Origin of the sequence: Emticicia sp. C21, assembly GCF_003418935.1 — a bacterium.
Taxonomy (GTDB): domain Bacteria; phylum Bacteroidota; class Bacteroidia; order Cytophagales; family Spirosomataceae; genus Emticicia.
On the sequence record NZ_QVMT01000012.1, the window covers coordinates 1 to 12,884 of the forward strand.

The window sequence follows — 12,884 nt, forward strand, 5'->3', positions numbered from 1 at the left end:
AAGTGCAGGAACTTATACAGTCACAGTTACTGATGCCAAAGGATGTACAGCAACGGCCACAGTAACTATTACCCAACCAAATGTACTAACAACAAGTATCACTAAAGTTGATGTAAGCTGTAACGGTGGGAACAATGGTAGTGCAACAGTAACTCCAAGTGGTGGGACATCGCCTTATACATACCAATGGTCATCAGGTGGTGGCACAGCAGCAACCACTTCTAACCGAAGCGCAGGAACTTATACAGTAACAGTTACAGATGCCAAAGGTTGTACAGCCACAGCAACCGTAACCATCACTCAACCAAATGTCTTAACAGCGAGCATCACAAAGGTTGATGTCAATTGTAATGGAGGAAACAATGGTAGTGCAACAGTAACCCCAGTTGGCGGAACATCACCATACACTTATCAATGGTCATCAGGTGGAGGCACTTCTGCAACCACTTCTAGCCGAAGTGCAGGAACTTATACAGTCACAGTTACCGATGCTAAAGGATGTACAGCAACAGCCACGGTAACTATCACTCAACCAAATGTCTTAACAGCGAGCATCACAAAGGTTGATGTCAATTGTAATGGAGGAAACAATGGTAGTGCAACAGTAACTCCAAATGGTGGTACATCACCATACACTTATCAATGGTCACCAGGTGGTGGCACAGCAGCAACAACTTCTAACCGAAGCGCAGGAACTTATACAGTAACAGTTACAGATGCTAAAGGTTGTACAGCAACAGCAACCGTAACCATCACTCAGCCAGCAGCTTTAGTGGCAAGTGCAGGTTCAGATAGCCCTGTTTGCAAGGGGCAGACTTTAAATCTAACAGCATCTGGAAGTATTAATTATTCGTGGTCAGGACCGAATTTATTTACTTCAACTATTCAAAACCCAAGTATTACTAATGTAACATCAGCGGCTAACGGTATCTATACTATTACGGTAACAAACGCACTCGGTTGTAGTGCTACGGCAACCATTAATGTAGTAATTTATGACTTACCTACACCTCCAACCGTTACGGGAGCAAGCCGTTGTGGTGTAGGTTCGGTCACACTTACTGCTAATGGTTGCGTAGGAGGTACAATTGAGTGGTTTGATGCCCAAACAGGTGGAAATCTGGTAGGAACTGGCATAACTTTTGCTACAAATCCGTTAACGCAAAGTACATTTTACTTTGCTTCGTGCTCCACAAATAATTGTTCAAGCCCTTCCCGTACAGCGGGTTTAGCAAGAATCAACTCTGCCCCAAATGCTGAGCTTATTCCTGTAAACTCTACTTGTATTGTGGATAATCCACAGAATAATGCCAAACTTTTGCTAAATAGATATAGAAATGATGACCAGTATTCTTATAATATCGGAGCATCATATAATAGTGCCATAGCCTCAGCTTTTGTAACCATACCGTCGGGGGGATTAGTACCAGCTTCTAATCTACCAAACCCAACAGAAAGTAGCCAAGCTTACACTGTTAGAGTAAAAAATGTTGATGGTTGTACCATCGATAGAACTGTTTTATTAACCAAACAATGTGAAGGGTGTCCGCAAAATTATTGTCCACCTGCCACAGTAACCAAAACAAAATAAGTACTCAATTTAATTAAGCTTTACATATCCAAATTTTAACAGTTTGTCAAATGGAAAACAAAGTACCCAAGATTATTTTACAATCTGGTTTTAGACGCACCCGTCCATGGGTATTGCTGTCGATTATAGGTGTCCTCCTATTATTTATAAACCAAAACGTCTTTGCCCAGACGCCTGTACCTTGTACTGGTCCTGATCAGATAATTTTTACACTGGTAGGCGTTGACGCAACAAGTTCAACTGCTAATGACGCTAAAATCCGTATTTCAGGAGCGTTATCTGGCAATAACAAGGTTGGTTACTCGGTAGGGACTACCTATACCGGGCCTAACTTTGCGGCTGCAACCAAGATTTCAGATTTAACAAACAGTTATATTTCTGAAACCCTGCCTACTCCAACCAATCAGGCAGGTACGGATTATACCATCCGCGTTTATTCAGCAGATGGAAGCTGTTATACCGACAAAACCTTTAAATTGGAGTATGTAAACTTCAATGAAACTCCAAAACAACCTGATATTTCAGTGGCTGTAACGCGTGATGGAGACGAATATGTAGCGCTTAACGGAACAGTTACCGTTACAGTCGCGGTTTCGAATACAGGGACTGCAACCGCTACCGGAGTGGTATACACAATAGGTATTCCACCAGGTTTTACCGCAGTAACTGGTACGACAGCTACAGGAACTTATAGCGGTACAACCTGGACAATCGGAAATCTTCCGGCTGGTGGTCAGCCTGTTACATTAAAATTAACCGGTACAGTAAGTACAAGAGGTGTGAAATATGTAACAGCTAACTTGTCGGCTGAAATCGAACAGGATGTAGACTCAAGCCCTACCACCGACTATGCAGGTGAAGACGATCAGGGTAGTATCTGTATTTCTACACCATTCGATTATTGTTCAAACGATGCATATACCGTCACATTACCGAATTATAAAGGAGTAAAATGGTTTAAGGATGGTGTTGAAATTATATTTGACCCACAAGGAAACAGCTCTATTACAACTGTCAAGAGGAATACTACAGACAGTTCTTTAGTTATACTTGGCGTAGGTGTATATTCTTATACCAAGTTAGTCGGTCAGGGTGCTTGTTTAAGTGGAGATTGTTGCCCAGTTAAAGTTGAACCTGGTAAACCACCTGTATTGGTTGCCCTTACCAACCAAAGTATCTGTTTAGATGCTACTTTCATCGATGTAATTGCTCAGAATACAGAAACTGCTCCAAACAGCCCTTTCATTTACCAATGGTATAATAATAACGGAGCCAATAACGCTGATACCTTAGCTATTAACGGTCAGACATCTTTGACATTCACTGCTAAACCTACTGCAGTTGGTGTGTATAATTATAAGTTAAAGGCCTATGAGCAAGACCATAAAAATTGCGCGGCCGAAACAACCATTACACTCACTATCAGAGACATTCCGGTTATATCAATTGCTCCTGTAAAGCCGGTTTGTGCTGAAGATACCATTAGTTTGAATATTGTAGGAACAGTTACTGGAGATACTTATAGCTGGACAGGGCCACAAAATTTCGTCGCTTCTGTAGCTAATCCTGACAGATTAAATGCAACAACTGATTTTGCAGGAACTTATTCAGTAACGGTAAGCAATGTAGGTGCTTGTTCTGCAACAGCATCAGTAGCTGTAGTAGTTAATGAATTACCACCAGCACCAAAGGCAACAGACATAGAAGTCTGTGCCGGAGACACACCGGTTGAATTAAGTGCTGCGAAAGATCCGGCTAATCCGGGTAATACATTATTGTGGTATACAGTAGCATCGGGAGGCTCTGGATCGCCTGTAGCACCGACACCTCCTGTGGCCACTGCAGGTATTTCAAGATATTACGTAAGCCAGACAGATGCTAACGGCTGTATATCTCATCGGGATACTTTAGTATTAACTATTAATGCTAAACCTGATGCGCCAAAAGCCAATCCTGTAACTTATTGCCAGTTTGCAAAAGCAGATTCATTGGTGGCGATAGCCGATGCACAACACACAATTTATTGGTATGGTCAGAATGCAACAGGTGGGACGGCTAGTTTAGCAAGTCCGACTCCGAGTACGGATGTTGTCACAACGTTAACTTTCTATGCCTCTCAAAAGGATGATCGCACTGGTTGCGAATCAAATCGTGCTCCTGCAGTTGTAAACATAAATACTACGCCTGGGGCACCTACTATCGAAGGAATTACTTATTGCGAGGGTGATGCACCTAAGGACCTTGCCTTGCAGATTAAAGCTAAAGATAACGGGACTACCCTTGAATGGTATACTAGTGGCACACCATCAAATACGCCACCATCGGTTAATACCAGTGTAGCAGGATTAACTATGTTCTACGTTTCACAAAAAGTATCTGGAACGGGTTGCGAGTCGGGATGGGCAACAATACCTGTAACGGTTAATCCTAAACCTGTTGCAACTGTAATTGCAGTAAATGCTCTTTGTGTGGGTTCTGTTTCACAAGACAACGCACAGTTAGTTCTGACTAGATATCGTAACACTGATAAGGTTTCTTATATTATAGGTAGTACTTATAATGACCAAACGGCAACCGCTTTTGTAGAAGGATCAACTTTAACAGGTGGTGTGTTTGCAAGCAACTTGCCTAATCCAACTGGAGCTGATCAAGCTTATACAGTAAGAATCAAGAACTCTTTCGACTGTACAATTGACCGTATAGCTACCATTACTCAGAAAAAATGTGATTGTCCTGGCGGTTATTGCGAACCGGCAACTGTTACAAAAACAAAATAGTAACATAGCTTAAAATAAATAATTGGTTGAATCCTGTAAGGCATAAGTCTTACAGGATTTAGCTGGTTATATCAACAGACTAGCCATATAAAGGCAATAAGTTTGTGTGATATATATTACGCTTTCGATATTTTAATGCCGTTGGAGTACGCCAAAAAAAGGCTGTTTCAGCCTATTGGTCGAAAAAATAGCATAAAAATATTAAATATATGTAAATTGGACACTAGCGATGAATTGAACCTAAATGGAGAAAAAGGGAATCAATAAAAGAAAACAATTCTTCTGAAATTTCTTTTTCTTGCAAATAAAAACTTAATTTATGGAGGCATATTAAGTTTTTGTTATACATCATCTGATGTTCCCGCCCATACCAGAATTTACAATGGCCTGGCTTATTGTAAAAATTTAAAGCTACGCATGTCCTTTTTATTTTGAGTGCTTTGTAAGATTTTAAAAATTTCAATATACTTTACTGACGTTGCTATCGAGTGATTTTTAGCTATTGAGATTACGATGAAAAACTTTTTAAGTTTGTCAAGGAGTAAGTTTTCCGGTCTTTTCAGGGCGGGATTTATTATATTGGCATTTATACTGTTAGGTTTCAATAAAGGAGATTCCAATGAATTGTTAACTGGTTTCCGAAAAGTGGCCTTGCCTGATAAGTGTTATCCCCCTACATTCTCGGTTCGTAGTATTGATGTCACACAAGCCAATAGTAATGATGCCAGAATTATAATTTCTAATATAGATAATGCAACCAGATATACTATTTCAGAAAACGGTGCCGCAGGAATAGACTATACTAAATCAATACTGATTTCGGGGAAGCGAGAAATAGAAATCAAGAACGTACCAAATCCAGCCACAATAAAAGCTTATACCATACGGGTTTATAATTCAGAAACCTGCTACGCCGACCAGACAATTGTTTTAGAACACGTAAACTTTGCTAACCTGACCGACTACAGCAAATTAGAACTGATTCAGGCAGTTGATATACATACGCCTCAACTGGATGAGGTGGTAACTTTCACCACACTTATTGTTAACAAAGGGAATAAAACAGCCACGAATGTAGCTGTACAGAATATATTGAGTAATAGTTTGAAAGTTGTTTATTTCTACGCCGATAAGGGTATATTTGAATCAGCCGGTGGTTCGTGGGGGGTAGGAAATGTGAATGGTGGCGAAACCATCAAGTTAATTATCAAAGCGAAAGTAACCCAACCGGGTTTATCTTACTGCACATCCTATATTTGGCGGCAGAATGGGGTAGAAAAGGATTTGAAAAATCCAGTAGCTAATGCCGATGAAAGTGATTATGGTGTGAGTTGTGTGAGTGTACCAGTAGAATTGAAGAAGGACGAAACCTATCGGGTTACCTTGAAAAGATATAAAGGCGTAAAGTGGTATTATAAAAATACGGCCTCAGGGCTTTATGAAGAAATTACAAAAGATACTTCGCCCAATATTGCTATTATTAATAAAGATAGTTCCCTGAGTATTGCCAAAGGAGGGGAGTATACTTTTTCAAAAGCCTCGGGTACCTGCAATATTACCAGTTGTTGCCCTATTCTTGTGCAAGGCTGTACCGGCCCTAAAATCGTGGTCGATTCTATCTATTGCAACAAGAAAGTGGATAGTTACAGTATCAGAGTAAAATTAGAGGGCGACGATTGGGCACTCGTGCAACAAATCTATGCAGGAGTTACCAATATCGGAATGCCTACCGCTTACGATTATCTGAAACGCCTGAATAAATTACCGTTGCAATCTAGTGCCGGGTATGTAGTAGCACATAATAATGGCTTTTATACCATTGAGAATATACCGGCTTTTATGCCGAATGTTTCTTTGATAGCAACAGATATTACGGGTCAATGCAGTACTAGTAAGATAATTAACGCACCTAACTGCGAATTACCCGCCGTGCAGATTCCTCTGGTATTGAATCAGAATGAGACATTCTCGCCTGGCTCTGCAATGCCTGCCTTTAGTGTAACAAATGCAGCTAAAAATACCGAAGTGCTCTGGTATGATGATGAAAAAGCCGAAAGACCTATCTCAACAGGGCTGGAATTTACACCTAAAAGAGGAGGAACTTATTATGTAGCCGCCCGAGATAAAAAGACCAAAGTAGTGAGCGAAAAGAGAGAGTTGACAATGACAGAGGTGCACGATACTGATGAAGAAATGTTTTCGACTAAGGTATGTAAGTGTGAAAGCGCCACAATGAAAGCAGACGATGACTTCAGTAAAGTGACAGTTTCTGCTTTGTATCCAAATCCTGCTGATAAAGACGTAAATTTTGATTATAGTTTACCGGATAATATTCCGTCAGCTAAATTAGTGGTTTTTAATTTGTCCGGAACAATTATCGGTACTTATACCATAGAAAATTCTGATACAAAAATAACAATACCTACTGCCGACTGGACAGCTGGTACGTATGTTTACCAGATAGTGATTAATAATAAAAGGCTTGTAAGTAATAAGTTTATTGTTATACACAACTAAAAGACTTTTGACAATTGTGTTTATTGTTTGAATCAGATTGAATCGACTTTTCCTCCGTTTACAATAGAGCATGTTTAAAAATTACCTATCGCTTTTTACGGTTGTTTTAATTTTTGAATAGGGAGGCAAATCAATCCCTTGAACACTACTAAGAGGAGTTAAAGTTTTCCATGGATAGTTAAATATCAAATGATTGGCTACATTTTTTATCAGCCTTAATTGGAAACTAACGACTTTACCCTTATCTGACCATACCACATTATTCCCCTCAGCAGTGACTATTAATTTTTCTGACTTTGTTTTGCCATTTTCTTCCACTACTCGTATTACCTCAAATGATAGAAGTTGATTCATGGGTTCTGAGAACTCAATGACAAAAGTGGCAGTAGTATCAGAAATCGTTTGATTATCAAGATTGCATGCTTGAATGAGAGGCTTACTTAAGGAAGTTTTTAGTAAGCCAAGTTGTCTGATAAATGTCGGATAAATATCCTTAATGGTTTGTCCGGACTTGCGATTATGATAAAGAGTAGTCAATTCTTTTGTAAATAATGCGCTTGCATAAAATCCACGGGTTTCGTTTTGGAGTGTCCAGTCAGTACTTACTTTGTTAGCTACTGAAGGGAAATATTGTTCTACAAAAATATCATATAGTCCCCAGGTCATGTACTCGTTAAATGTTGCCAGGCTATCTGTCTCATAGCCACTTCCTGCATCCCATAATTTATTGTCGAAATTGGCTCTTACTAATAAACGATGCTTGTAGGTAAGCGGATTAACAAAGGCATGATCTAATTCTGTAAATAACATATGAGTACCCGAGGCAATTTCTTCCTGACTCGCTTCCTTCACGGTTTTGCCAGTTAACAGAAAACCAGGTAAAGTGATAAAGTCTGTATCAATTCCATTAACTTTTCGATGGCAATTCATTCTACCTACCAGAGGCGACATAACAATAGTATAAGAACCAGTAATAACTTGTTTACCTAACTCTTTTTCTAAAAACTGGCGCATTTCAGGGTAATGTTGAGAAACCAGATAGGCTTTCGCTAAATTCTGATAATAGGACAGATGAGCCTGGTAAAACTTCCTGAATTCTGATATTTTGGCAAAATCTTCAATTAATGACAGATTTTCCTCAAAAGGATTAAATCCTTCATTGGTTACCATTGGAAACTTTCTAATGAGATGATTCGCATCATTAAATGAAAAAGCATAGGAGTCAGTTCGGAAACTGAGATAGCTTTCCCATTTTTGTCTGGAATAGTTCACTTTTGTTAGTAAGGGATGATTACTGAATTGAGCAAAGTAAGCTCTTACTTCGGTATAGTATGCCGATTGTTGCGATACTTCCCATTGATCCGTTTTGCCATATTCAGTCAGCGCCAGAATAATATTGGCCAATTCATAAGTTTCAGATAATCTGATGGGTGAATCAGCTTGCCCTTTTAGGCAAAAAACATTCAAAAAGAGCATAAAAAAGAGGACTGATAATTTTTTCATCAGAGTATAATGTTTAAATGTATGTTAAAGGAGATTTCTGCTGCTAGAACAACAGCATTTGTTAAAGGCGTAGGGCTTTTTTGACGACCTCTCTTTTACCTCTCGAAATAGGCACCTGGGTACCATCTATGAGTAATAAGAAATCGCCATATTCTTTTTGCCAGCTTCTGATAAATGATTGGTTGACCAGATGTGATTGATGGCAACGCAAAAAGCCATAATCACTCAATAACTCATCATATTCATAAATGGGCTTACTAACCAATAGATTTGTTTTATCGTTTAAAAAGAACGTAGTATAATTGTTTGAGGACTCGCAACGAATAATCTCATTGGTCTTCACAAGGCGGGTTTCCTGTGTTGTTGAGAGGGCAATCTGAAGTTCTTCTTTTCTTGATTGTGCTTCAATCCATTGCATCAGATGTGCCACTTGTTTATTCTCAACTTTCAATTGCCGCTGTTTTTGTGCTCTGGCCACCGCAGCTTGTAATTCGATGATGTTTACCGGTTTGAGCAGGTAATCAATCGCCGAAAATCGCATAGCTTGAATAGCATATTGGTCATAGGCTGTTACAAAAATTACTTCAAAGTCATATTTGGTTAAACTGCTTAGCAATGAGAATCCATCCTGATCTGGCATCTGAATATCAAGAAAAAGTAAATCGGGTTGATGCATATATAAGGCCGCTTTTCCCTGTTCTGCCGACTGCGCTATGGAACATACTTCAATTTGAGGGCAATAGGTTTCCAATAAAGCCCTTAAATTGTTCAGATTATTCAACTCATCATCAATTAAAACCGCTTTCATAATAGCCAATGGATAAAGGTTATTGTTACTTCCGTTCCTGTAGTTAAACCGTTAGTGAGATTTAAAGAAATGGGTTGTTCAGGCTTCAAGTCATTTAATAGTTGGATTCGATTGCGTGTCAGTTTCAAGCCAAAGCCGTGAGTTGTTTCTGAGCCAGTTAACCCCTTGCCATTATCAGCAATGCTGATGACAATGCTATCATTGCGCTTCTCTATTCTAATGCTGATTTGACCTGTCTGTTGTAATGGAGCCACACCATGCTTCACTGCATTTTCCAATAAAGGTTGCCATAATAAGGGAGGAAGATTATTACTGTAAACATCTAATTGTTCATCTACTTGTATAGTATAGCTAAAGCCAAACCGGAGTTGTTCTAGTTTCAGGTACGTTTCCATCATTTGCAACTCCTGCCAGAGTGGATTTTCATCTTTATTTCCATTAGCCAACGATTCCCTCATTAACCGTGCAAAATCAGATAGATACTCATTTGCTCCTTTTATATCTTGTTGGTTGATGAGTCCTTGAATTGAACTGAGCGCATTAAACACAAAATGAGGATTAAGTTGTGCATAAACCGCTTGAAGCTCGAAGTATAATTTTTGTTTCTTTTCTGTTTCCAGTTTGGTTTTGTTTCGTTGGCGAAACAATAAAAACATAAATACAATGAGCGCAACGATAATAATACCAATTCCTATAAGTACAAACTTGAACCAGAGGGTTTGATACCAGTTAGGCTCTACCTCAAAACTATATTTGGTTATATGTTGTGGTTGGGCCATGTAACGAATATGAATTTGATATCGCCCGGGCGAAAAATCTCTCAACCAGATAAAACTATTATCAAATTCGTTGTCTTGCCAGGGTCTTATTATCTTATCATTGCGTAACAACTGATATTGTACCTGACTTTTGGAGTAAATTTCGGCGTTTAATACAAAGACCAAATTGGTATTAGTAGCTGGTAGTTTAAGCTTGTCAAGCAAGTGTTTAGTATTGTCGGTCCTTGTCTTAGCCCACGGATACTGCAACTTTTGCAGGAAAATGTCTAAATTATCAGAAGTATAAACCTTTGATACCTTGGGACTAATTGATTCCCAGGCTACTAAGTTGGTTGCAATAATGGGTCGACTTCCTTTTTTCCGAACATCCACAACCAGCATACTTCCTAAAGGAGCTTTATAACCCCCTAAGTAGGCCATCTGGGGTAAACCGGAATCTTTGACTACACGGGCATCTGTAAACTGAATAATGGATTGCCAGGGAGCAATTACCTTTTGGCTCGGGTATTCTATCACACGAAACTGGTAAGCTTGGGCATTCTTGATATTTACACCATGCAAGAAGAATTGAGCTTTGGCCGTATCAAAAGTTGTGCGGGCAATAATATTACCAAGACGCAAATCTTTGAAAGAATTATGCTTTGTAAATTCATCAAAATGAGCACTGTTTCCTTGAATTGTCCAAAACGAATTATTGTCTTTGGGAATGGCTAAAATTAGCGCTATAGTTTCAGGCTTGTCCAATGCTCCACTCTGAAAACTCTGGGAATAATCACCCCAGTTAATTTGAGCATAAATCGAGGTCGGAATAAGAATAAGTAAAAAGAAAAATAAGCGTACCCTGTTCATAGCGTTAATGTTATGTTTCAAAGGTATAGCATTTTCTTTAGAGACTTTTGCCAACTGTGAATTTGGTAGTGATAACTGTGAATGTGGCTGGAAATTAGTTTAGAATGCCAGATTTTTATAAAATTCAGACTTTTTCACCACGTCCATTTACTTTTTGCAAACCACCTTTTACCGGATTGGTATATTCTAGATAAATATCCTGCGCATTGTATTGATCTGCAGGTAGTACAATAACCTCATTTAAAACTGTTTTAGCAGATAGCGTTTTCGTAAAAACAGCATCATTCTTTTTATTACGAATTTTTATCTCAAAACTTTCTCCGATTTCAAGCTTTGATTCAACTGCACTGAGTTTTAAGATATTTCCCTGTAGACGCCCGACAGCTGGGAACTGCCCATTAATAATTTGTTCCGGGTGGGCAAATGCCAGTATTTTATCAGTTTTCTGCCATAAGCCATATACTCTGTTTTCAGCTTGCATCTGGTACATCTTGGCGGCCCATTGACGGTAATTACCCAGATGCCCTTCTCTTTTGGGTTGTCCGGCACCATCACCAAAATAATCTTGTCCAAATGGAGTTCCTTCCTGAGTGGATACATGTAAATCGGGGATGAAATTTCCATTGAGCCAAGCGCCTCTAAGAGTCAACCCAACATTCCCTCCGGTTACATTCGTCCAGATGAGCAGATTATTTAATAGGGTATAAACCAATGCCGCATGCCATTCGGAAGTTACCCGGTCGATAGGGCGGTAAAGATTGGTGAAAGGGTTGGATTCTAAATCATGCCGTAGAATTCCACAAGTCTGATATGGATTATTAATAGCATGTATATTCTGAAAATCATCTTTCAATCCGCAATCCTTGGCAAGCATCTGTAAACGGAAGAAAATTTCAGAGTAATAACCCCCAAACTGATTGATGCCATGATATAATTCAGATTTCAGACGGTATTCCCCATAATTGTGTCCCTCTGATTGAGATATATCTTTTCTTTCACCCGCTGCTGAAAAATTGATACGTTCTCCTCTCTGATTTTCCTGAAAAGTATCGTCTCTTAATACCCTGTTGCCTGACTTATCTACCATAAAACGCCCACGGGCATCTTTCTTATACATAGGTGTGGTAATAGGCAAATTAACTTTCGGGTAACTCACTAGAATATTATACATCAAATCTTTTCCACGAAAATAATTATTGATGATGCCACTGCTGACCTTAGCTTTACTCTCATTATAAGCATGCTTGCTATAAGGGAAGAACTTTTCGTCTAAAGATACATTGTCACCATCATAATAGTAACCACTTTGCCAATAGGTAAAACCTTTGTTGGGGGCATAGCTATAGAGAATCACTACATGTTTGGGGTTATCTTTTTTTGCGGCTGTATAATAGCCTTTCAAAAAAGAGCTGATTTTAGAATAATCGGTTACTCCCGCTTCAATATCAAGCATGGTATAGGCAAAAGGCACTCTTTTGCCAGTAGCATCTAAAGATTGATATTGCATGGCTACATAGTTTTCAGCGCCTTGTTTCTCTAGTTCACTATGGCTTTTTTGCCAGAACATAAAATCATTAAAAAGCGTCCATTTGTAGCGATGTTCGCCGGGTACACCTTTCAGAGTATTCAAAAAACAATTATCAAAACCGGTAGCCAGACCTTTCGTTAAGGCAATAGGAGAGTTATCACCACTATGATTTAAAAACTCTACGCCATTCCCCCATAGAAAACGGCTACTGAATTTTTGCGTAGGTCTCCCATTTATATTCGGGAAAACCTCAAAATCTAAAGTGTTCTTTGCAGGCATATCATTCATGCCACTTACTAGAGCAGGCAACTGATTTACTTCAAACGAGGTGAATGAGCCATTCTGAATAACTTCTTTGGGGGCAAGAGGAACAGAGACATCTGTTAATTGAGTATCACTGAGGGAAGACTTAACAGGTTCGCCTCCAAATAAGCGTCTGTAAAGCAGGAACATAAAACCCGCCACAGAAGTACCCAGAAAGAAACGTCTGCCTGTATTCATAGAATGTAAAAGTTTATGGTATGGATATGAA

At 39.1% G+C, this 12,884-nt stretch carries 6 protein-coding genes and 1 pseudogene; 3 read left to right on the forward strand and 4 right to left on the reverse strand.

The window, feature by feature from the left end; all coding sequences use genetic code 11:
- The 3 genes and pseudogenes from D0T08_RS21835 to D0T08_RS21845 all read left to right on the forward strand — a co-directional run.
- Window positions 1–1,591: pseudogene (locus D0T08_RS21835) on the forward strand (hypothetical protein); the annotation flags it as partial.
- 50 nt (window positions 1,592–1,641) lie between these two features.
- Window positions 1,642–4,368 carry a DUF11 domain-containing protein gene (locus D0T08_RS21840; protein ID WP_116984850.1) on the forward strand — a complete coding sequence of 909 codons (2,727 nt, stop codon included), beginning with the start codon at window positions 1,642–1,644 and terminating at the stop codon, window positions 4,366–4,368.
- Between the two features lie 513 nt (window positions 4,369–4,881).
- Window positions 4,882–6,885: a T9SS type A sorting domain-containing protein gene (locus D0T08_RS21845; RefSeq protein ID WP_116984852.1), complete on the forward strand. Its 2,004-nt coding sequence runs from the start codon at window positions 4,882–4,884 to the stop codon at window positions 6,883–6,885.
- Window positions 6,886–6,966: 81 nt separating this feature from the next.
- Here D0T08_RS21845 and D0T08_RS21850 read toward each other — a convergent pair whose 3' ends face one another.
- The 4 genes from D0T08_RS21850 to D0T08_RS21865 form a co-directional block, all read right to left on the reverse strand.
- Window positions 6,967–8,388, reverse strand: a complete 1,422-nt coding sequence (locus D0T08_RS21850; RefSeq protein WP_116984853.1) for a DUF4932 domain-containing protein — start codon at window positions 8,386–8,388, stop codon at window positions 6,967–6,969.
- Window positions 8,389–8,449: 61 nt separating this feature from the next.
- Window positions 8,450–9,196 carry a LytTR family DNA-binding domain-containing protein gene (locus D0T08_RS21855; protein ID WP_116984855.1) on the reverse strand — a complete coding sequence of 249 codons (747 nt, stop codon included), beginning with the start codon at window positions 9,194–9,196 and terminating at the stop codon, window positions 8,450–8,452.
- The gene (locus tag D0T08_RS21860) at window positions 9,193–10,824 is read right to left on the reverse strand and encodes a sensor histidine kinase (RefSeq protein WP_116984857.1); all 1,632 of its coding nucleotides are present in this window, start codon (window positions 10,822–10,824) and stop codon (window positions 9,193–9,195) included. Before D0T08_RS21860 ends, D0T08_RS21855 begins: the two co-directional genes overlap by 4 nt.
- Before the next feature lie 124 nt (window positions 10,825–10,948).
- Complete coding sequence (locus tag D0T08_RS21865) at window positions 10,949–12,853, reverse strand: hypothetical protein (RefSeq protein ID WP_116984858.1); 1,905 nt, start codon at window positions 12,851–12,853, stop codon at window positions 10,949–10,951.
- Window positions 12,854–12,884 lie beyond the last annotated feature (31 nt).